This is a genomic window from Streptomyces ambofaciens ATCC 23877, assembly GCF_001267885.1.
GTDB lineage: Bacteria > Actinomycetota > Actinomycetes > Streptomycetales > Streptomycetaceae > Streptomyces > Streptomyces ambofaciens.
The window spans coordinates 7,073,803-7,095,791 of the sequence record NZ_CP012382.1; the positions used below are offsets into that span (position 1 = coordinate 7,073,803).

General features: G+C 72.2%; 17 protein-coding genes. 8 read left to right on the plus strand and 9 right to left on the minus strand.

Annotated features, from left to right (window positions below; genetic code table 11):
• Nucleotides 1-38: 38 nt before the first annotated feature.
• The gene (locus SAM23877_RS31100; protein ID WP_053140264.1) at nt 39-986 is read right to left on the minus strand and encodes an NAD-dependent protein deacetylase; all 948 of its coding nucleotides are present in this window, start codon (nt 984-986) and stop codon (nt 39-41) included.
• 196 nt (nt 987-1,182) lie between these two features.
• Nucleotides 1,183-3,195, minus strand: a complete 2,013-nt coding sequence (locus SAM23877_RS31105) for a flavin monoamine oxidase family protein (protein WP_053140267.1) — start codon at nt 3,193-3,195, stop codon at nt 1,183-1,185.
• A gap of 288 nt (nt 3,196-3,483) precedes the next feature.
• Between SAM23877_RS31105 and SAM23877_RS31110 the strand changes: the two genes are divergently transcribed.
• Complete coding sequence (locus SAM23877_RS31110; RefSeq protein WP_053140270.1) at nt 3,484-5,382, plus strand: CASTOR/POLLUX-related putative ion channel; 1,899 nt, start codon at nt 3,484-3,486, stop codon at nt 5,380-5,382.
• 107 nt (nt 5,383-5,489) lie between these two features.
• Here the strand turns inward: SAM23877_RS31110 and SAM23877_RS31115 are convergent, their stop codons facing one another.
• The 4 genes from SAM23877_RS31115 to manD all read right to left on the minus strand — a co-directional run bounded on the left by SAM23877_RS31115 (nt 5,490) and on the right by manD (nt 10,885).
• Nucleotides 5,490-6,641 carry an L-idonate 5-dehydrogenase gene (locus SAM23877_RS31115; RefSeq protein ID WP_244903034.1) on the minus strand — a complete coding sequence of 384 codons (1,152 nt, stop codon included), beginning with the start codon at nt 6,639-6,641 and terminating at the stop codon, nt 5,490-5,492.
• Entirely contained in the window at nt 6,638-8,032 is a 1,395-nt protein-coding gene (locus tag SAM23877_RS31120; protein ID WP_053140275.1) for an MFS transporter, read from the minus strand. Before SAM23877_RS31120 ends, SAM23877_RS31115 begins: the two co-directional genes overlap by 4 nt.
• Nucleotides 8,033-8,171: 139 nt before the next feature.
• Complete coding sequence (locus SAM23877_RS31125; RefSeq protein ID WP_053140278.1) at nt 8,172-9,680, minus strand: mannitol dehydrogenase family protein; 1,509 nt, start codon at nt 9,678-9,680, stop codon at nt 8,172-8,174.
• Nucleotides 9,677-10,885 carry a D-mannonate dehydratase ManD gene (gene manD / locus SAM23877_RS31130; RefSeq protein ID WP_053140281.1) on the minus strand — a complete coding sequence of 403 codons (1,209 nt, stop codon included), beginning with the start codon at nt 10,883-10,885 and terminating at the stop codon, nt 9,677-9,679. Before manD ends, SAM23877_RS31125 begins: the two co-directional genes overlap by 4 nt.
• An 89-nt stretch (nt 10,886-10,974) precedes the next feature.
• On the opposite strand from manD, the gene SAM23877_RS41860 reads away from it, so the two are divergent.
• On the plus strand, nt 10,975-11,685 hold the full coding sequence (locus tag SAM23877_RS41860) for a GntR family transcriptional regulator (protein ID WP_053140287.1): 711 nt from the start codon (nt 10,975-10,977) through the stop codon (nt 11,683-11,685).
• Nucleotides 11,686-12,047: 362 nt separating this feature from the next.
• On the opposite strand, the gene SAM23877_RS31140 is transcribed toward SAM23877_RS41860, so the two are convergent.
• From SAM23877_RS31140 to SAM23877_RS31150, 3 genes are all read right to left on the minus strand, one after another.
• Complete coding sequence (locus tag SAM23877_RS31140; RefSeq protein ID WP_053140290.1) at nt 12,048-13,595, minus strand: 3-hydroxyacyl-CoA dehydrogenase; 1,548 nt, start codon at nt 13,593-13,595, stop codon at nt 12,048-12,050.
• Nucleotides 13,596-13,710: 115 nt separating this feature from the next.
• Nucleotides 13,711-14,487 carry a CoA-transferase subunit beta gene (locus tag SAM23877_RS31145; RefSeq protein ID WP_053140293.1) on the minus strand — a complete coding sequence of 259 codons (777 nt, stop codon included), beginning with the start codon at nt 14,485-14,487 and terminating at the stop codon, nt 13,711-13,713.
• A 26-nt stretch (nt 14,488-14,513) separates the two neighbouring features.
• Entirely contained in the window at nt 14,514-15,431 is a 918-nt protein-coding gene (locus SAM23877_RS31150) for a CoA transferase subunit A (RefSeq protein WP_053140297.1), read from the minus strand.
• Between the two features lie 151 nt (nt 15,432-15,582).
• Between SAM23877_RS31150 and SAM23877_RS31155 the strand changes: the two genes are divergently transcribed.
• From SAM23877_RS31155 to SAM23877_RS31180, 6 genes are all read left to right on the plus strand, one after another.
• Complete coding sequence (locus tag SAM23877_RS31155; RefSeq protein WP_053140300.1) at nt 15,583-16,485, plus strand: LysR family transcriptional regulator; 903 nt, start codon at nt 15,583-15,585, stop codon at nt 16,483-16,485.
• Nucleotides 16,486-16,588: 103 nt separating this feature from the next.
• Nucleotides 16,589-17,815 (plus strand): acetyl-CoA C-acetyltransferase, encoded by a 1,227-nt coding sequence (locus SAM23877_RS31160; RefSeq protein WP_053140303.1) that lies wholly within the window; start codon nt 16,589-16,591, stop codon nt 17,813-17,815.
• A gap of 132 nt (nt 17,816-17,947) precedes the next feature.
• Complete coding sequence (locus SAM23877_RS31165) at nt 17,948-19,294, plus strand: MFS transporter (protein WP_053140306.1); 1,347 nt, start codon at nt 17,948-17,950, stop codon at nt 19,292-19,294.
• A 32-nt stretch (nt 19,295-19,326) separates the two neighbouring features.
• On the plus strand, nt 19,327-19,785 hold the full coding sequence (locus tag SAM23877_RS31170) for a MaoC family dehydratase (protein ID WP_053140309.1): 459 nt from the start codon (nt 19,327-19,329) through the stop codon (nt 19,783-19,785).
• 705 nt (nt 19,786-20,490) lie between these two features.
• Entirely contained in the window at nt 20,491-20,853 is a 363-nt protein-coding gene (locus tag SAM23877_RS31175) for a hypothetical protein (protein WP_053140312.1), read from the plus strand.
• Entirely contained in the window at nt 20,850-21,509 is a 660-nt protein-coding gene (locus SAM23877_RS31180) for a nucleotidyl transferase AbiEii/AbiGii toxin family protein (protein WP_053140315.1), read from the plus strand. Before SAM23877_RS31175 ends, SAM23877_RS31180 begins: the two co-directional genes overlap by 4 nt.
• The last annotated feature ends 480 nt before the right edge of the window (nt 21,510-21,989 follow it).

Here is a 21,989-nt window from a genome sequence, read left to right on the forward strand (position 1 = left end):
TAAATGTTAATTAATGAGTTCTGCCAAGGGGGTGCCCGTCACCGTGCCGCGCTCCGGGACGGAAGGCCACCCGAAGGGTGCCCGGGCCCGGACTCCGCCGCCGGGTCGACTGGAACGCCCAGCCGGTCGGCCACGGTGGTGAGGGCCTGACCCAGCGGGAGCGCGACGCGGGTGCGGGCGTACGTGTCGCCCCGGGTCGGGTCCCGGTTCACGACCAGCACGGGTGTGCCGGCCTGCGCGGCCTGGCGGACGAAGCGGAGTCCGGACATCACCGTGAGCGAGGAGCCCAGGACCAGGAGCGTGGCCGCCTCCCGGACCAGCGCCCGGCAGTGCTCGACCCGCGCCGGTGGAACGGCTTCGCCGAAGAACACCACGTCCGGCTTGAGGACGCCCCCGCAGAGCGCGCAGGGCACCACGCGGAAGTCCCCGACCTGCTCGTCGGTCAGGTCGGCGTCACCGTCGGGGTTGATGCCGGCGGCCACGGGTGAGAAGCCGGCGTTGGCCTCCTCCAGCCGCCGGGCCAGTTCGCGGCGCGGGCTGAAGGCGCCGCAGGAGAGGCAGACCACCCGGTCCAGGCTCCCGTGGAGCTCCACGACGTCCTCACCGCCGGCGGCCTGGTGCAGACCGTCCACGTTCTGCGTGATCACCCCGCCGAGCAGACCGTGCCGTCCGAACGCGGCCACCGCCCGGTGCCCGGCGTTGGGGCGGGCGCGGCCGAAGGTGCGCCAGCCGAGGTGGCTGCGGGCCCAGTACCGGCGCCGGGCCTGGGCACTGCCGGTGAAGTCCTGGTAGGTCATCGGGGTGTGCCTGCTCAGGCTGCCGCCCTCGCCCCGGTAGTCGGGGATGCCCGACTCCGTGGAGATCCCCGCCCCGCTGAGGACGAGCACACCTCCGGCGCCCAGCGCGTCGACGACCGGTTCCAGATCCGCGGTGCCCGGCGGCAGACCCTCGGGCGGGGTCCAGCTCAGGGTGGGACGCATGCGCATGCACCCAGGGTACGGAACGGGCCGGTACCCGCTTCCGCGGTGAGCGCCGCCCGTCCGCAGGGGGCCGCCGGAGCGCTCCGTCACGAAGCACCCCGACGGCCCCCTGCTTCCCCTCAGGCCTGGTCTCAGGACTCGTCTCGGGCCTCGTCGCGCAAGGACGCCGGTCGGGCTCGGGAGCCCGCTCGCGCCGGTCCGCTCACGCGGTGTGGATCTCCAGCGCGGCGCGCACGGCGGACTCCACGGCCCCCTCGATCCACGCCGGCTTGACGGACGTGTGGTCCCCGGCGAAGTGCAACGGTCCCTCGCGTCCGGGGATGGCGGGCAGCAGCTCCGTGTGCTGCCCGGGCAGGAGCACGGACGCCTCCCCGTAGGCGTAGGGATCGCGCAGCCAGCTCTGGGTGCGGCCCGCGCCCGTGTAGAAGACCTCGATGCGCCGGCCGTAGACCTGCTGGAGGCCGCACAGGGCGTGCGGGTACCGGGCGTCGTCGTCCAGGGAGTCCCAGCGCAGAGCGTCGTCCGCCCAGCTGTAGGAGGCCAGGACCACACCCCCCGCGCTGCCCGGGACCGGATGGGAGGGGTGGAACATGAACCGGTTGGCGTTGTCCGAGACCGAGCCGCCGCCCACGACGTCGACCGCCTCCGGCTGGTCGCGGGTGAGCGAGCGGTTGGCGGCGTAGTGGGTGCGCTGCCCCGCGGTGATGTGCCCGGAGGGCACGGACGGATGGGCGCCGAGCAGGCTGCCGTCGGCGGCGGCCCGGCCGGTGCGGTAGGCGTCGTACAGACTGGGGTCGATGGCCCGCAGCTCCCGCTTCCAGTCGGCCTCGTCGAACTCCCACCAGCGGCGGCTGAACTCCAGCAGGACCTTGGTCGCGCTGTCGTAGTGCAGTTCGCAGACCGCCCGCCGCTTGCCGTACGACATGGGCGGTTCGATCTGCACGTGGCGCAGTCCCGAGAACGGCACCGTCACCACGGCGACGTCCGCGGTGAACTGCTCGCGTACGACGGGGCCGCCCCGGCCCTCCGAGACGGTGTCCACCCACACGTGCGGCCCCTTGGCCCGGACGTGCTCGGCGTCCGGCGCAGGGCGGTCGGGGTGGTGGTACTGGATGCGCGTGACCCGGCGGTCGAAGCGCACGTCCTTGCGCACCCGTTCCAGCAGGGCGTCCGGCAGCACGGCCGTGCCGCCCTCCAGCTCGTAGAAGGGGGTGTCGGGGCTGATGAGGGAGGACCCGGTGAAGCTGTGGATGAAGGAGAGCGGGAGACGCGAGGTGAGGTTCTCCAGGGTGCCGATCAGGTCGATGGTCCGCTCGTCCAGGCCCGCCTGCTCGGTCAGGAAGCGGAACATCGACCAGTCGCCGAACCGCTGCACCACGCGGGCCCATCCCCGCAGCCGCTCCGGGAGCGGCTTGTCGACCCGCTTGCCGTCGCGGTCCAGGTAACTGAACTCGTCGCGCACCGGATCCAGCGCGGCGCGCAGGATGGCGGCGGCGGGGGTGTCCCAGTGAGCCTTGGGGACGCCGAACGACCGGTTCACGCGCCGGGGGGCGCGGGCGTAGTCGGCACGTCGGACACGGACGCCGTTGACGTGGATCCAGGTGCGGTGGGAGGGACGGCCGTCTCCGTCGACGTCCACGTAGTGGAAACGCCGCTTCTCCAGGCCGAACCGGTCGATCAGCTCCATCACGAGCGGGTGGCTGCCCGGGATGCGCATCGCGCCCGCCTCGGCGTACTGGCGGGGGTCGGCGAAGGGCTGCTCGGCGCGTTCGTGGCCCCCGCTGCGGAAGGTCTTGACGCGTCCGCCCGCCCGGTTGCCGTTGGCCTCCAGCACCGTCACCCGGTGGCCCGCCTCGCGCAGCAGCCAGGCGGCCACCAGTCCGGCCGGGCCGGCGCCGACGACCAGGACGTTCCTGGGCCGTGTCCGCCGCTGAGCGGGCAGTCCCTTCTGGAGGACGCTCCGGTAACGCGGGACGAGGGGGCGGTCGTCGGAGTCCAGTACGAGCAGCGCGCGAGCGACGGCCAGGCACCGGTCGAAGTCGGTGTCCCGTCTGTCGGCCGGAGCGGCGGGAGCGGCGGGAGCGGCCGGAGCGGGCCGGGCCGCGGCGACACCCCCGGTGAGTGCGGTGGCGGCGGTGGCCGTGCCCGCCACCGCCGCGAAGCTCCTGCGGGAGAGGCCGCCTTCTGAACGCACCACTGCGTGATCTTCGGTCATGGCGGTCTTTGTACCGGCGGCCGTGACGGTGCGCCCGCCCTTCGCTCCGGCGTTGACACGAAGGAGCTAAACGGCGGCGAACCCTGACGTCACCGCTGGTCGGCCGCCGTGAACGGCCCGGGAGACCCGAAGGGATGAACGCCGCGCGAACGCCGTCGGACGCGGTGACCGGTCCCGCACACTGCGACTGGTGTGACACATCCGTGCTCTCCGGCGGGCCCGCGCGGCGCATCACGTGCGCGAGGCCGACGCGGCCTCGCGAGAGTGCGCGGCGATGGAGGGGGAAGGGTGGCGCAGCGGCGCACTCCGTTCGGTGACAGAGCCCGCTACTGGTTCGACAGCACGCTGGCCCGCGGTGCCGCCGCTCTCGTCGGCTGGATGGCGTTGCTGTGCCTGGCCGTGGTCGTACCGGCCAGCGCGGTGGTGGTGTGGACCGACCCCGCCGCGCCGGCCTCCCCGGCGGACCGGCTGGCGGAGGTGTGGCGGCTCACCGGGGAGACCCTGCGGCTGGGCGGCGCGACGGGTACGCCGCTGCGGGTGATGATGTCGGTGCTGCTCGCGCTGGTCACCCTGCTGTACGTCTCGACGCTCGTCGGCCTGGTCACGACGGCCCTCACGGAACGGCTCACCGCGCTGCGGCGGGGCCGCTCCACCGTGCTCGAACACGGGCACGCCGTGATCCTGGGATGGTCGGAGCAGGTCTTCACCGTGGTGAGCGAGCTGGTCGCCGCCAACGCCAACCAGCGGCGGGCCGCGGTGGCGGTGCTGGCCGACCGGGACAAGACCCTCATGGAGGAGGCCCTCAGTACGAAGCTGGGCTCCGCCGGCCGCACCCGGCTGATCTGCCGCAGCGGTCCCCCCACCGACCCCGCCGTGCTCCCCCTGGCCAGCCCGGCCACCGCCGGTGTCGTGCTGATCCTGCCGCACGACGAGCCCGAGGCCGATGCCGAGGTGGTCAGGACACTGCTGGCGCTCAGGGCGGCCCTGGCGGGGGTGGGGAACCGGCCGCCCGTCGTCGCCGCCGTCCGGGACGACCGGTACCTCCTCGCCGCCCGTCTCGCCGCCGGACCGGGCGGCATCGTCCTGGAGAGCGACACCGTCACCGCCCGGCTGATCGTCCAGGCCGCCCGCCGCCCCGGGCTCTCCCTCGTCCACCAGGAACTGCTCGACTTCGCCGGCGACGAGTTCTACCTGGTCACCGAGCCGGCCCTGACCGGCCGCCCGTTCGCCGAGGCGCTGCTGTCGTACCCGACGTCGAGCGTCGTCGGGATGGTGCGCGCGGGCACCCCGCTGCTGAGTCCGCCTCCGGAGACGCCCATCGCCGCGGGCGACCTGCTCGTCGTCATCACCCGTGACGACGACACGGCCTGGACGGCCGACTGCGCGGAGCTGGTGGAGGAGGCGGCGATGGCCTCCGGCCCGCCGACGCCCGCACGGGCGGAGCGCGTCCTCCTGCTGGGCTGGAACCGCCGAGCACCGCTCATGGTCGACCAACTGCGCCGCCGCGCCCTGCCCGGGTCCGCCGTCGACGTGGTGGCGGAACCCGGCGAGGCGACGGCCCGGCAGCTGGACGAGTCCGGCGAGGGCGAAGCCACCGGCCTGAGCCTGACCCTGCACCACGGGGACATCACCCGTCCGGAGACCCTGCGGCGCCTGGACGTCCACTCCTACGACAGCGTGATCGTGCTCGGCCGTGACCCCGCGCCCGGACAACCGTCGGACCATCCCGACAACCGCACGCTCGTCACCCTCCTGCTCCTGCGCCGGCTGGAGGAAGCCACCGGGCGTGAACTGCCGGTGGTCACCGAGCTGATCGACGACCGGAACCGGGCCCTGGCCCCCATCGGCCCGGGAGCCGACGTGATCATCAGCGGCAAGCTCATCGGCCTGCTCATGGCGCAGATCTCCCAGAACCGGCACCTGGCAGCGGTGTTCGAGGAACTGTTCTCCGCCGACGGCACCGGAGTCCGCCTCCGGCCGGCCGACGACTACGTGCTGCCCGGACACGAGACGTCCTTCGCCACGGTGGTGGCCGCGGCACGGCGCCGCGGCGAATGCGCCATCGGCTACCGGAGCCACGACGACTCGTCGACGAGCCCCGGCTACGGAGTGCGGATCAATCCGCCCAAGGAGGAGCGGCGCCGCTGGGCGGCCGGGGACGAGGTGGTCGTCGTCGCCAGGGACTGACTCACCCCGTCGGCAGCGGAGTTCGCTCCACTCTCGGCCTCCTTGACGACCACTACGGCTTCTTCGTGGGGGACACCCGAACCGATCCCGAACCGATCCCGCGCCGGTCACGCTTCGGAGGGCTCAGAGGGCTCAGAGGGCTCAGAGGGCTCGGCGGTGAGGCGGAGCATGACCTTGCTGCTTCCGCTCGCCGGGTCGGCGGCGACGGCGAGTGCCTCCCCGGCGCGTTCCAGCGGGAAGCGGTGGGTGATCAGCGGGGTCACGTCGAGGCCGTCCCGGAGTGCGCGCAGGGCGTCGTCGATCTCCTCGACGAAGCGGTACGAGCCGATCCACGTGATCTCCCGGGTCACCAGGTCGCCGAGGGCCGCGGGCACGGCCGTACCGGGCAGGTTGCCGACCTGGACGAGGGTGCCGCCCCGGGCCGTCGCCCGCAGCACCGGTCCGAGCGCGGCCGGGGCGCCGGACGCCTCGAAGACGACCTCCACGTCCTCGGGCAGTTTCTCGCCGGCCGAGAGGTCACGTGTCTCGTCGGCGCCCATGGCGCGGGCGACGGCGAGCGAGGACGACGCCAGGTCCGCGGCGACGACCCGGCCCGCGCCGCGGTACCGGGCGGCGGCCACGACCAGGGAGCCGATCGGTCCACAGCCGTTGACCAGGACCGTGCGGCCACGCAGCTCCGGGACCCGGCCCACCGCGTGCAGGGCGACGGCCAACGGCTCGGCGAGGGCGCCCTGTTCGGTGGGGACGCCGTCCGGCAGCGGCCGGATCTGGGTGGCGTGGACCGTCCGGTACTCGCTGAACCCGCCGTCGGTGTGCGGGTCGAAGGCCGCCGAGCCGAAGTAGCGGACGCGCGGATAGAGGTTCGTGCGTCCGGCGAGCCGCTCGGGAAGGACGCCGTCGCCCACCGGCCGGGCCGGATGCACGGTGGCCGCCTGCCCGACGCTCAGACCGGTGACCCCTTCGCCCAGTTCGGCGATCCGGCCCGCGAACTCGTGCCCGAGCACCAGTGGGTGAGCGAGGCGGGCGGTGCCGGACGCCCCCTTCTTCCAGTAGGCGATGTCGGATCCGCAGATCCCGCCCCACTCCACGGACAGCAGCACCTCGCCCGCACCGGGTACGGGCCGGGCCCGTTCGTCGACGCGCACGTCACCGGCGCGGTGCACCACGACCGCCCTCATCCGGTGGTCTCCGGCGGCCATGGGCCCGGGACGTCCCGCGGTGGGTGTCCGCGCGGCGCCTGTCTCGTCGGTCGTCCTCATACGGCGTCCTCCAGTCGGACCAGGTCGCGTCCGCGTGTCTCGGGTGCGAGGTACGCGCTGACGAAGGTGATGAGCGAGTAGACGATGAGCATGGCCGCGATGGGCCACCAGCTGTCGGTGACGGCGGTCAGCGTGGCCGCGAGGACCGGGCCGATCGCGGTCGCGAGGATGCCGCCGATCTCCTTGGAGAGCGCGAGCTGTGTGAACCGGGTCCGCGAGCCGAAGAGCTCGGCCATCGTGACGCTCTCGAGCGAGAACAGCCCGAGGACGCCGACGTTCAGACCGAGGACCATGCCGAGCATCACGCCCGGGGTCGTTCCGGAGGTGATGAGGAGCATCACCGGGAAGGCGAGGACGACGGTCAGGGCCGAGAGCGCGAGGTAGACCACGCGGCGCCCGAAGCGGTCCCCCAGCAGACCGACCAGCGGCACGGTGGCGAAGCCCAGCAGCGAGCCGTACACGATCGCGTCCGTCGGCACGGACCGGCCGACTGCCAGGTTGGTGGCGATGTAGCCGACGAGGAAGGTCTGCATCAGCCCGGAGTTGCCGGCCTGGCCGAAGCGCAGTCCCAGCGCGAGGAAGAAGGCCTTGCCCTTGCGCTGGCGGATCCCCGCCGCCAGGACGCTGCCCTCGTGCTCGTCGGCCGTGGCGATGACGGACTCGACCTCGTCACGGTCCAGTGCCACGCCGTCCACGACGTCGGGGCGCTCCTCGAAGACCGGGCTCTCCTTCAGGCTGCGCCGCATCCAGACCGCGAAGATCATCAGCAGGAAGCTCAGCAGGAAGGGCAGCCGCCAGCCCCAGGAGAGCAGTTGCTCCTCGCTGAGCACGGCGAGCAGAACGGCCCACAGGCCCGACGCGGCGAGCGTCCCGGAGTTCGTGCCGAGTGACACCAGCGAGGAGATCAGCCCGCGCCGCTCGGCGGGCGCGTACTCGGCCAGCATGACGGTGGCCCCGGCGATCTCGGCGCCGGCGCCGAAACCCTGTATCAGCCGCAGTGCGACGAGCAGGATCGGCGCGAGGATGCCGATGGTGGCGTACGTGGGCAGTGCGCCGATCAGGGTGGTGGAGGCACCCATCAGCAGGATCGTGATGTACAGGACCTTCTTGCGGCCGAGCCGGTCGCCCATCCGCCCGAAGTAGACGGCGCCGGCGAGCCGGGCGACGTACCCGACGCCGTACGTGGCCATCGCGGCGATCAGTCCGATGGCCGGGCTGACGTCGGGGAAGAAGATCTTGTTGAAGACGATCGCGGCGGCCAGCGAGTAGAGCTGGAAGTCCATGAACTCCATGGCCGTGCCGAGCCAGCCCGAGACGGCGGCGCGGGTCAGATCGCGTGTGCTGCGCTGTGCGGAAGGCGTCGGGTGGGCGGCTATGACGCTGTCCTTCATCGTGAACTCCGTTGTTCGGAACCGAGGAAGCCGTTGGGGACGGGGGATAGGGGGCGGGGGACGGAGGGCGGGGAGCGGCGGACGGAGGGGACGGGTGACGGAGGGAGAGGTCGGGGGGGCGGGCGGCCGTGTACGGGTGTCAGATCTCGACGCGTCCGGCGTCCAGGGCGGGGAACCGTTCCGCGACGGCGGCGGTGAGCGCGTCGTCCTCCGCCAGATCCGTCGCGCCGAGGACGCGCAGCAGCGCGCGGACCGTCCCGACGGGCCGGTTAGCGGGCCGCCAGCACGCGGCGAGAGCCTCGGCGGCGGGATCGGGGAGGGCGCCGGGACCGGCGGAGACGCCGGATCCGGGGGAGGCGTGAGGACCGGGGGAGGCGTCGGGCGCCTGGGCCCGGCGGGTGCCGTGCGCCCAGGCGGCGAGGGCGAGTTCGAGCACCGGGGTGCTCGCGCCGCGGGCGCGCAGTTCGCGCAGGGCGGGCAGCCAGCGCTCACCGATCTTGAGCGACGCGTCGGAGCCGATCTGCCGCAGCAGGTGGTGCATGGCGGGATTACGGAAGCGTACGACGAGGTCGTCGGCGTACGCGCCCGGGTCCGGGCCGCCCGCGGGGAGGGTGGGCGAGAGCTCCGCGCACAGCGCCCGTACGAGACGCTCGCCCCAGTCCGTCGCCATGGTCTCGGCGATCGTGGTGAGTCCCGCGGCCGTGCCGAGGTGGGCCAGTGCGGAGTGGGAGCCGTTCAGCAGCCGCAGTTTGGTGAGCTGGTAGGGGGCGACGTCCGGGACGAACAGGGCGCCGTCGAGCTCCCAGGGAGGCCGGGGCGCGGTGAAGGAGTCCTCCAGCACCCACTGGCGGTACGGCTCGCCCGTCACGGCGAGGGCGTCCCGTACTCCGAGCGCGGCGACGGCGGCCGCCCGGTCGGCTTCGCCGGTCGCGGGCACGATCCGGTCCACGACGGTCGCGGGGAAGGCGACGGTCCCGGCCATCCGGTCCAGGATCTCCGCGCGGTCCGGCCAGGCCGACGCACGGACGAAGTCGTGGACCACCCGGGCCAGCGCCGCGCCGTTGTCCGCCATGTTGTCGCAGGACACGACGGCGAGGGGAGGTGCGCCCGCCCGCATCCGGGCGGCCAGTCCGGCGGCGAGGCGCCCGACGACCGTGGTGAGCGGCCCGCCGGGGGCGGCGGCGAGGTCGGCGGCGACGGGTGCGGCCGTGGTGTCCAGCCCGCCGGTCGCGGGAGAACGGTGATAGCCCTTCTCCGTCACGGTCAGCGTCACCACCGTCACCTCGGGGTCGGTGAGCAGGGCGTCGACGGCCTTGGCGTCGGAGCCCAGGGCCAGCGCACCGACGACCGAGCCCACGACGCGCGTACGGTGTCCGTCCGGTCGGCGTTCGGTGAGCGAGTACAGACAGTCCTGGCTCCGCAGGGCGTGCACCGTCCCGGCCGATCGGGGCGCGACCGCGGTGATGCCCCAGGGCTCGCCGGAGCGGGCGGCGGCGTGCTCGGTGTACACGGCCTGGTGTGCCCGGTGGAAGGCGCCGAGGCCGAAGTGGACGACACGGGTGCGTAGTTCGGCCGGGTCGACGAGGGGCCGCACTCCGGGTGCGAGCCGCGGGAGGGTGGCCCGGCCCAGCAGGTCGTCGGCGCTCACCAGTCGTGCACCGACCCGTCGAGCCGGCGGGCGACCGGGAGGTAGCGCCGCTGGTAGGGGAAGCGTTCGGCCGCCTTCTCGTCGTACTCGACGCCGAGGCCCGGCTCGTCGGAGGGGTGGAGCATGCCGTCGGCGAAGGTCACCCCGGTGCGGAACACCTCGGCGGTCTCGTCGGCGTGGCCCATGTACTCCTGGATGCCGAAGTTCGGCACGGCGATGTCCAGGTGCACGGCGGCGGCCATGCTCACGGGCGAGAGGTCGGTCGCACCGTGGGATCCGGTCCGCACCTGGTGGAGTGCGGCGAGGTCGAAGATCCGGCGCAGATGGGTGATGCCGCCCGCGTGGACGACGGTGGTGCGCACGTAGTCGATGAGCTGTTCGGTGATGAGGTGCTGGACGTCCCAGATCGAGTTCATCACCTCGCCGACCGCGATCGGTGTCGTGGTGTGCTGCCGGATGAGCCGGAAGGACTCCTGGTTCTCGGCCGGGGTCGGGTCCTCCATCCAGAACAGCCGGGAGGCCTCGACGCTCCTGCCGAACCGGGCCGCCTCGTTCGGGCTGAGCCGGTGGTGCACGTCGTGCAGGAGGTGGAAGCCGAAGCCGAAGCGTTCCCGTACCGCTTCCAGGTACCTGGGCGCGAAGTCGAGGTAGGCCTCGGTGTCCCAGGGCTGTTCGTCGGGCAGTTCGGAGGCGGCCGGCTCGTAGACCCTGCCCTTGCGCACCCCGTACGTGCCCCCGACGCCGGGCACGGCCGCCTGCGCCCGTACGGCCTTGTAGCCCAGCTCCAGGTGGCGCTCGACGTCGTCGAGAAGCGAGGGTACGTCGGTGCCGCTGGCGTGCGAGTAGACCAGTACGCCGTCGCGCGAGCGGCCGCCGAGGAGCTGGTGGACGGGCAGGCCGGCGGTCTTGCCCAGGATGTCCCACAGGGCGGTGTCGACGGCGGCGATCGCCGTCATCGTGACGGGTCCGCGCCGCCAGTAGGCGCCCTTGTAGAGGAACTGCCACGTGTCCTCGATACGGGCGGGGTCCCTGCCGATCAGCAGCGGGACCACGTGGTCGCGCAGATAGCTGGCGACGGCCAGTTCCCGGCCGTTGAGCGTGGCGTCGCCGAGGCCGGTCACCCCGTCCGTGGTGGTGATCCGCAGCGTGACGAAGGTCCGGCCGGGGGAGGCGACGAAGACCTCGACGCTTTCGATCCTGCTCACAAGCACTCCTTGGTCGCGAAGTACATGTATACAAGCATCTGTATCGCAGCACGGCAATACTTGGCTCGCGCTCTACGTACGATGTGCCCATGGCTCAAACGAACGGGCGGACGAACCGGCGCGACATCTACCTGAAACTGCGCCAGATGGTCCTGACCCTCGAACTCGCTCCGGGCGCCGCCCTCTCGGAGAACGAACTCGCCGCGTCGATGGGGGTCAGCCGCACGCCGGTACGGGAGAGCCTGATCCTGTTGGCCCAGGAGGGCCTCGTGCAGGTCTTCCCCAAGATCGGGTCGTTCGTCTCCCGGGTCGATCCGGCTCAGGTCGCCGACGCGCAGTTCCTCCGGGAGGCGGTGGAACTCGGTTCCCTGGACGATCTGCCCGCGGAGCTCGACCCCGCGGTGGTGGGGGAGCTGCGGGACAACCTGGAGCGGCAGGGGCGCAAGGACCTCGACCTGGAGGAGTTCTTCGGTCTGGACGAGGCGTTCCACCAGGGCCTGATGCGCTTGAGCGGGCACGGGAACGTCTGGACCACCGTCGCCGCGGCCAAGGGGCATCTGGACCGCGCCCGCCGCCTCGGCCTCCACGAGAACGTGTCCCCGGCCGTGTTCGTCGCCCAGCACCGCGAGATCTTCGACGCGATCACCGACGGGGACGTCCCCCTCGCCCGTACCGCCATGCGTACACACCTGCGAGCCGTCTTCGACGACATCGAACGCATCCGCGCGCACTCACCCGAACTGTTCGCCACCGACGCCGCGACCGTGCCCGTGCGACGCAACATCGTGGTCTGGGAGTAGTCCCGCCGACGGCGAACGGGGTCCCTCCGTCGGCCGCTGGCCCCCGCCCGTCCGGCGTGTGCCCGGGTGCGGCGTGCGGCGTCCCCGTGAGGCCGCGCGGCGCGGATCCGCGGCCGGGTACGGGCCTCGATCCGGGGCCCGGGAATCCGGCCGGCCGGGTGCTGCTGGGCCCAGTGGGCTGCCTCCGCTCGAGGCGGCCCGGACCGGCAGGACGTACGCGCCCTGCCGGTGCGGGTCGAGCAGGTCGCCGGGCGGTCCGTGCCGGCCGGCGCCTCGACCTCGTCGGCCGTGTCGGCGCCTTCCGCTCAGTAGGGGACCGGCGCACCCGGGGGCCGGCCCGTACTGAGCGGAAGGCGCCGCCGTCACCGGCCGGTGCAGTCGGCGGGCGATGTGCCCGGGGCCGTCAGCGGGAGACCGAGCTGGGCGCGCTCGGTGAGCCAGCGCGTCGGACGGTGCCGCGGGTCGCCGGTCGTGGCGTGCAGGGCCCGCTGGAGCTCCAGCATCCGGCCGGCGCCGATGCGGTCGCCCCAGGTCAGCGGCCCGACGGGGTAGCCGAGTCCGGCCCGTACGGCCAGATCGATGTCCGCCGGGGCGGCGAGCGAGCGCTCCGCGATCGAGGAGGCGACCGACACCACGGAGGCCAGCAGCCGCTGTGCCACCGAGCCCGCCGTGTCCCGTACCACCGACACGGCGTACGGCTCCTCACCGTCGGCCGCCCGGGCGAGGACCGCTCGCGCGTCCCGCGCGGCGGACGGGTCGGCCGCAGGTGTCACCGCGAGCACCCGGCGCCGGCCCGCCGCGGGCAGCGGGTCCGCCCCGAAGGTGCGTCCGGGGGGCAGGCCCAGCGCGGCCACGGCGGAGGCCACCGTGGTGCCCCAGACCGCAACCAGCACCACCGCGTCGCGGGACGGCTCGGGGCCGGTCTCCACGGTCGCCCCGGTGGCGGCCAGCGCCTCCCGGAACGCCGCTGCGTACGGCGAGCCCGCCTCCGCCACGAACACCGGCCGGTCCGCGTCCCCCGTCACCGGCGGCTCGGCGACGGCGCCGGGGGCCGGGGCGTCGGGGCCGTGGGCGTACCAGCCCCGGCCCGTCTTCCGGCCGTGCAGCCCCGCGGCCACCCGGTTCGGGGTGAGGTAGGAGGGGCGCAGGCGGTCCTCGTGACGGAAGCCCTCCCAGACCGAGTCGATCACCGCGGCCGTGACGTCGAGCCCCGTGAGATCCATCAGCTCGAACGGGCCCATCCGCAGCCCCAGCACGTCACGGGCGATCCGGTCGATGTCCACCGGTTCGGCCACCGACTCCTCCAGCAGTGCCAGCGCCTCCGTGACCAGGCCCCGGCCGGCGTGGTTGACCAGGAAGCCCGGCGTGTCCGCGACCGTGACCGCGCGATGGCCGCAGCCCTCCACCAGCGCGGTGAGGGCCGGCGGGATGTCCGGCCGGGTCGCCGCGCCCGGCACCACCTCGACGATCTTCATGAGCGGTACGGGGTTGAAGAAGTGCAGGCCCACGAGTCGGCTCGGGTCGTCCAGGGTGGCCGCGATCCGCGTCACGGACAGGGACGAGGTGTTGGTGGCGAACACGGCGGAGGCGGGCAGGACCCGTTCCAGTTTCCCGAACACCTCCGCCTTGGTGTCCAGGTCCTCCCGTACGGCTTCGACGACCAGCTCGACGTGCGGGCCGGCGGCCCACGGGTCGTCCAGCGGGACCAGCCGCTCCAGGACCGACGCACTGTCCCCGGCGGACATCCGGCCCTTGTCCGCCGCCCGTTCCAGCATGGACCGTACGAAGTCCAGGGCCGACGCCACGGCCTCCTGCCGCACGTCGCACAACTCGACGGTGTGTCCGGCGGTCGCGGCCCACTGGGCGATACCGCGGCCCATGGCTCCGGCGCCGACGATCCTGATGCGCATGGCGATTACGGTCCTCTCGTTGGTGCGGGGTGTGCGGGGTGTGCGGGGCGTGCGGGGCGTGCGGGGACGTGCGGAACCGACGGAGCGGCACGAGACCGTAAGAGTGCGAGTCGCCTCAGCGAAGATAGACGCGGCCGGGGTCCACGTCCTTGCGCAGCAGCCGCAGCTCCGCCGCGGTCGGGGGTTCCACCGTCGCCACCGAGTCGGCCACCTCCAGCTCCCAGCCGGTGGCCTCGCGGACCTGGTCGACCGTCACACCGGGGTGGACGGCGACCAGCCGCAGTTCCTCCCCGATGCCCTCACGGGCCAGGATGCCCAGTTCGGTGATGACCCGGGTGACGCCGACGCCCAGGGGGCGGATGCCCTCCGCCAGCGCCCGGTCCGGGCCGGGGGTGGTGCAGAAGTCCAGGGCCGCGGTGAAGGAGCGCGGAGTGTGGCGGCGCATCACCACGAAGACCTCACGGGAGTTGGCCATCACCTCGATCGCGCCGCCGGAGCCCGGCAGCCGCACGTCCGGGCGCTCCCAGTCCCCGATCACGGAGGTGTTGAGGTTGCCCCACCGGTCGATCTGGGCGGCCCCCAGGAAACCGACGTCGATGTGGCCGCCCTGGAGCACGTAACCGAACAGCGCCGGCATCGACAGCACCGCCTCCGCGCCCGAGATGAGTACGGCGTCGGCGATGGTCTCCGGCAGGTGCGAGGGGTGTGCGCCGCAGACCCCGGACTCGTACACGACCTCGATCTGCGGCGCGACCGTCAGACGGGCCAGTTCGGTGGCGAGGGTCGGCAGTCCGATGCCCGCGAACACCGTCCGTCGGGAGGCCAGTTCACGGGAGGCGACGACGGAGAGCAGCTCCGAGGACGTGACCGCCTCGGACGGGGTGAGCGTCACGGTCTCTTTCCTTTCCTGCGGCGTGCTCACAGCCGCCGCCCGTAGTCGACCGGTTCGCTGAGCGCCTCGCCTACCGCGAGCTTCGCCCAGTACTCCTCGCCCAGCTTCGCGGCGTACTCGGCGTGGTCGGCCGTTCCGTACACCCACTCGTCCAGCCACTCCCGCAGCCGCTCCGGGTCCGCGCTCATGTGCGACCAGGCACGGTAGAAGGCGTTGTCGCGGTCGTAGTAGCCCTGAGCGAAGGACGGGTGGGCGCCGCGCGGGCAGACGACGACGGCGTCGACGGCGTGGGCCGGGATCAGCGTCCGGTTGGGATCCGAGCGGACGACCCTCTCGTCGACGAGCTCCTCGACCACGACGATCGCCCGGTCCGCCGCGTACACCGCCTCCGCCTGGATGCCGGTCAGCCCCCAGATCTGGGTGTTGCCCAGGCGGTCCGCCCGCTGAGCGTGGACGATCGTGACGTCCGGATTGACCGGCGGGACGACGTAGATCTCCTCGGAGCCGCCGTCCGGCCCGGGATAGGGCGAAGTCACCTTGCGCAGGGCGCCGTTGACGCCCGGCAGGTCGCTGCCGCCGTAACTGCGCAGCGGATAGAAGGGGAGCCGCTGCGCACCGGCCAGGTAGCGGCAGACCATTCCGTAGTGGCTGTACTCCTCGAAGGCCAGCGGCGCCGGGTCGGCGCGCTCGACCCGGCGCCTCAGCTCACCGAGCGAACCGGCCGAGGAGTTGCCGACGAAGGAGGAGACCAGCCGTGAGACGCAGCCGGCGGCGATCATCTGGTCCACCACGATGTCCGCCGTCATCCGTACGACGGTGAGGTCGCGGCGGCCCTGACGGATGATCTCGTGCCCGGCGGCGGTGGGGATGAGATGGGTGAAGCCCTCGAGGCCGACCGTGGCGCCGTCCTGCACGAAGGCGGCGACCGCCTCCCTCATCGACATGACTTTGCCGGCCCCTACGGCCGTATGCGTCCGTTCCACGGTGCTCCTCGCCGAGTGCGTGCGGTCGCCCTACCGTGTCAGCGGCCATTGAGTGCTGTCCAATACCAAATTAGGGTGGCATTAAGACAGCATTCTGAAGAATGGGTTCTCGATGGAACTGCGTCATCTCACGGCGTTCACCGCGGTGGCCGAGGAGCTGCACTTCGGCCGGGCCGCCAAGCGGCTGCAGATGGCCCAGCCCCCGCTCAGCCAGCAGATCCGCCAGCTCGAGAAGGAGCTCGGCGTCCGGCTCTTCGAGCGCAACACCCGCTCGGTACGGCTCACCAGTGAGGGGGAGGCGTTCCTCGGACCCGTCCGGGCCGTGCTGGAGGACCTCGACGCCGCGGTGCGGGCGGTCAAGGCCGCGGGCCGGGGGGAGCGCGGCCGGGTCACCATCGGCTTCGCCGGTGCCTCGAGCCACGAGACGCTGCCCCACCTGACCCGGGCGGTGCGGGCCGCCCACCCCGGACTGGAGCTGGTGATGAAGGGACAGACGTATGCCAACGTCGCCCTGTCCCGCGTCGCCGACGGATCCCTCGACCTGGGGTTCGTCCGCCTCCCGGTGACCCAGCCGGGGGTGGCCTACCGGGTGATCGACGAGGAGGAACTGCTGTGCGCTCTGCCCTCCGACCACCGGCTGGCCGGCCTCGAGAGCATTCCGATCGCGATCCTCGCCGACGAACCCTTCGTCTCCTTCCCCGCCAACGCCGGCTCGACGGTGCGCGACGCGATGGTCCAGGTCTGCGAATCGGCCGGCTTCAACCCGCGCGTGGTGCAGGAGGCCCCCGACTCGTACACGATCCTGGCCCTGGTCGCCGCGGGGGTCGGTGTCACCCTCACCGTCTCCTCCGTCCGGCACATCCAGCAGGGCGGACTCGTCTACCGGCCCCTGGCCGGCCCGCCGGTCCGGCGGCAGGCCGCGCTCGCCTGGCGCACCGACAACCCGTCCGCCGCTCTGCGGACCGTCCTCGCGGTGGCCGAGGAGGCCTTGCCGACCCCGCCCCCCAGCCATTGAGACGAGGGGCGAATCAATAGGCGGTCAATTCGATATTGGACCGACTCAGTGGTCGGGTGCGAGGGTCGCCCCACACACCAGAGCCGCCGAAAGGTGTTCCGCCGTGCCCGACCGCTCAGACGTCGTCATCTGCGAACCGCTGCGTACCCCGATCGGCCGTTTCGGCGGGATCTTCGCCCGGCAGACACCCGCCGCGCTCGCCGCACGCGTCATCGCGGAGGTCGTCGCCCGCACGGGAATCGACCCGAGCCGGGTCGACGAGGTGATCCTCGGACACGCCTACCCCACGTCCGAGGCCCCGGCCATCGGCCGCGTCGCCGCCCTGGACGCCGGACTCCCCGACACCGTCACCGGCCTCCAGACCGACCGCCGCTGCGGCTCGGGACTCCAGGCCGTCATCGACGCCGCCCTGCAGGTCCGGGCGGGTTTCAGCGACGTCGTCATCGCGGGCGGCGTCGACGTGATGAGCGCCGCCCCCTACTACACGCACGAGGGCCGCTGGGGCATCAAGGGCCCCGGACTCCAGCTCCACGACTCCCTGGCCCGCGGCCGGGTCACCGCGGGCGGCGTCCACCATCCCGTTCCCGGCGGCATGATCGAGACCGCGGAGAACCTGCGCCGCGCCTTTTCCATCAGCCGCGCCGACCAGGACGCACTCGCCCTGCGCTCCCAGGCGCGCGCCGCCCGCGCGATGAGGGAGGGGCGCTACGCCGCGGAGACGGTGCCCGTCACCGTTCGCACCGGCAAGGGCGAGACGGTCGTGACCGCCGACGAGCACCCCCGCCCCGACACGACCGCCGAGCAACTCGCGGCACTGCGCCCGATCATGGGCAGCAGCGACCCGGAGGCGACCGTCACCGCGGGCAACGCCAGCGGCCAGAACGACGCGGCCGCCGCATGCCTGGTCACGAGCGCCGGCACCGCCGAGCGGCTCGGCCTCACCCCGCTGGTCCGCCTCGTCTCCTTCGCCCGCGCCGGCGTCCCCGCCGCCACCATGGGCATCGGACCCGTCCCGGCCACCCACGCCGCCCTCGGCCGCGCCGGGCTCAGCCTCGCCGACATGGACCTCATCGAGATCAACGAGGCGTTCGCCGCCCAGGTCCTGGCCTGCACCCGTGAGCTGGGCCTCGGCGAGAAGGACCACGAGCAGCGGATCAACGTCAACGGCTCCGGAGTCTCGCTCGGCCATCCCGTCGGCGCCACCGGCGCCCGCATCCTCGCCACCCTCGCCCGCGAGATGCACCGCAGCCAGGCCCGCTACGGCCTGGAAACGATGTGCATCGGCGGCGGCCAGGGCCTCGCCGCGGTCTTCGAGCGCGTCGCCGCCTGAGGGCACCCCGCCACCACCGTCCCCTTTCCGCGCCGCCGTCCCCGTACCACTCGCGCGGCGCGAGGCGTCCCGGGCGACGCCCGGGTCAGCCGTCCCCATCCGCTTGATCAACGATGTTCACGGGAGCCACCTATGAGTGCGTCCACCGCCACCGCACGCGAGAAGACGAAAGCCGCCAACCGCGCCGGGTTCGGAGCCTTCATCGGCTCCACCATCGAGTGGTTCGACTTCTACATCTACGGCACCGCGGCGGCACTCGTCTTCGACAAGGTCTTCTTCCCCGAGCTCGACGGCGCGGTGGGCACCCTGGTCGCCTTCGCCACCTTCTGGGTCGGCTTCCTCGCCCGCCCCATCGGCGGCATCGTCTTCGGCCACTACGGCGACCGCCTCGGCCGCAAGAAGACCCTCGTCATCACCCTGCTGATGATGGGCGTCTCCACCACGGCGATCGGCCTGCTCCCCGGTTACGCGTCCATCGGCATCGCCGCCCCGATCCTGCTGGTCTGCATCCGCATGATCCAGGGCATCGGCCTCGGCGGCGAGTGGGGCGGCTCCGTCCTCATCGCCTCCGAACACGCGCCCAAGGGCAAGTCGGTGTTGTACGGGGCGTTCGCCCAGCAGGGATCGCCCGTCGGCAACACCCTCTCCACCGTGAGCTTCCTGGCCATCAGCCAACTGCCCGACGACGCCTTCGTCGCCTGGGGCTGGCGGGTCCCCTTCCTCGCCTCCGCCGCTCTCGTCATGGTCGGTCTGCTCGTCCGCCTGAAGGTCGCCGAGTCCCCGGCCATGGCCAAGGTCATCGAGAAGAAGGAAGTCGTCAGGCTTCCGCTCACCGAGGTCCTGCGCAGCCACCCCATGCTGATCGTGCTCGGCATCGGCGCCTGCACCATCGGTCTGTCGGCGACCTACTTCAAGTCGACGTTCGCCCTGTCCTGGGCCACCAGCTCGCTCGACTTCGACCGCAGCTCGTTCCTCACGATCATCCTGGTCGCCAATGTCACCCAGATCATCGTCCAGCCCTTCGGCGCGGTCATCGCCACGAGGATGCGGAGCTGGTCCCGCGCCGTGCTCGTGATGCTGGTGCCCGAACTGGTCCTGATGCCCCTGATGTTCGTCCTGATCGCCACCGAGAACCACGGTCTCGCGATGCTCGGCGTCTCCGTCGCCACCATCCCGCACTGCCTCTACTACGCGGCCCTCGCCGGCATGCTCGCGAGCCGCTTCCCCGCCCACCTGCGCTACACCGGCATCTCGCTCTGCTACCAGCTGTGCGGCACGCTGCTGGGCGGTACGACGCCGATCATCGGCCAGTTCCTGCTCAACCGGACCGGCTCCATCACCGCGGTCATCGCCTACGCCGTCTTCCAGGTGGCGCTGACCCTGGGCTGCATGCTCCTGCTGCTCAAGCGCCCCGACCACGACGAGCAGGCCGCCGGCCCCACCGTCGCCGCGCCCCGTACCGCCCGGCTCAGCGCCTGACCGCCCCGCACACACAGAACGGAGTAACGCCCATGCCCCTGACCGTGCACGGCATCCCGGAGATCCTCGCCCTCGGCGGACGCGACCTCGGCCACTCGGACTGGAAGGAGGTCACCCAGGAGCTCATCGACGCCTACGCCCACGTCTCCGGGGACCACCAGTGGATCCACACCGACGTGGCGCGCGCCGCGGACGGCCCGTACGGGCGCACCATCGCCCACGGCTACATGGTCCTGAGCTGGGGCATCCCGATGTTCGGCGAACTGCTCCAGGTGACCGGCGTGGGACGGGCCCTCAACTACGGGACCAACCGCGTCCGGTACCCGGCACCCGTCCCCGTCGGCAACCGCGTCCGGCTGCACGCCTCGGTCGGCGAGGTCAAGGAGGTCGCCGGGGGCGGGGTGCAGATGACGCGCGCCTTCACCTTCGAACTGGAGGGGTCGCGGAAACCCGCCTGCGTCGCGGAGTCACTGACCCACTTCTATCCCTGAGTCGGCTCGCCGCCGGCCCAGGACCCCCGAGGGTCAGAACGCTGCTCTGTGGCCCGCACGGTGGAGGCATCAGTGTGAGACCTCCAACACTCCACGCCGGCTGACCGGACCCGCCGACCGGATGTACTGTCCTGACAACGCCCTTGACCCGCAGAGGCAGGCAGGGAGCAGACGAATCGGGAGTCCTCCGTGTTCCGAACCATGTTCAAGTCCAAGATCTAGCGTTTGGGTGTTTTTACAGGTCAGGGGCTTGATGGCCCCACTCAGGTCAGCATCGGGCGCGGGAGCGTCCCAGCTTGCTGTCCAAGTGGCCGCCATGACGGGGGACCTGGACACAGGTGCCTGGCTCCCGCTTGGGACGTTTGCTGCGTTACTCGGCAGCTCGTCCGCGGCACGCGCTGGAGCCATGGGCCCCGGCTTCGGCACCGTCGTCATTTCCGATACCGAGACCGAAGCCGACTCCATTGATGCGGCCCTCCGCGTGACCTACTGCGTCATGATCACCCGCGCCCGCAGGCGGGCTGGTCCGGGCGTGCAGGGCAGCCGGTTGCCGCGCCACATGGGGGCCTGCGTGGGTAGGCGAGGATACGCTAAGCGCCCACTGGGTGAGATGTCCGAGAAGGGCGGGTGGTCGCCCGACCCGTATGTACGGCAGGGGACCCCGTATCCGCCATGCCGCCGCCTCCCAGCAGCGATACTGGATGCATGGACACGACGATCACCGCCCCCCGCGCCGAGGTGCTGCGGGACCGCTACCGCAGCCGACTGCCCGAGCGCTTGCAGGAGCTGGCCGGCCCCGTCGAGGGCAGCGTGGACCTGCCGCTCCACATCGTCTGGTCCGGGCGGACGAGCTACAGCCTGGACCGTCCGAAGTCCCGCATGACGCTCTACCGGACCGTCCTCGCCGAAGGACTGAGTGAGGACCTGGTGGCCCTCCTCCACCACCGGCTGCTCACCGAGCAGTGGCCCGTGCTACGGCGCTTGATCAGTCCCTACATCCGCGAGGTCTGGGAGGACGCCTTCCCCGAGCTGCTCCGCACCGCTCCAGCCGACACGACCGCCGCGTGAAGCTCACTCCGCTCCACGAGCGTCTCCTCGCCGACATCCTCGACCTCGGCTCCCCCTACCCTCTGGTCCTTACCGGCGGATACGCCGTGCAGGCCCACGGCCTGGTCGAACGCTTCAGCCGTGACCTCGACGTCGCCACCGAGAACCCCGCTCCGATGCAGGAGATCGTCGCCTCACTCACAGCAGGCCTCAGCGCGCGCGGATGGCGGACTATGCACGTCCAGACCGATCCGCTCAGCGGCCGGTTCCTCGTCACCGATCCGGACACCGGCGAGGAGTGCGAGGTCGACGTCCTCAAGGAGGCGTTCTGGGCTCCGCCTGCCCAGACCCCCTACGGCCCCGTTCTTTCCCTCGACGACGTGATCGGCACCAAGGTCCGTGCCCTCGCCGACCGCGGCACCGTCCGCGACCTCATCGACGTCCAGGCTGCCTCCCGCCACCGCTCCACCGCCGACCTCGAATCTCTGGGCCGCCGTCGCGCCCACGACGAGTTCAGCCTCGAAGACCTCCGGGACCGGCTGATCGGCGCGGACTGGTACGAGGACGAGGACTACACCGCGTACGGGCTCACCCCCCGGCAGATCGAGGAGCTCAAGGCGTGGGCGCTGGAGTGGGCGGAGGACCTGGGTGCGCGGATCCATGACGAGAACGCCTGAGAGGCGGTCATCGCAGCCATCCCCTCTAGCGCGGTTGCAACGAGAGGATGCGGTGTAGCCAGCAGGTTCCAACTCGGAGCCGTCCACGGTGGTGGCTGCCTTGTACGGCGGATGTGCAGGGCAGCCGAGCGATACCCCGTAGTGGACTCACGGCGAAACCGGGCTGCGGTAACGGTCAAACACCGCATCCCGCTGCCACACCTATGTCCAGTCCGGGGCCCGACGGTGGACCTCGGTAACGCAGCTCGAAGAAAGGGTCGGAAGGCTTCCGGCTGGATCCGGAAGGTCTCGCCGGATCCCTCGGCGTCACCCAGCTGTCGAAGTCGTGTGTGGGGGAGGGGGGCACGGACCCGTCCGTAGTGAAGGCACGCCGCGAGCGGGGTCAGTAGACGGCGGGGGAATGCGCGGAGGTGTGATGGCCGCGGCAGCGGAACAGGCCGCGTCCTGGACGGGCGAGCACGCCGGTTTTCCATCACGTGC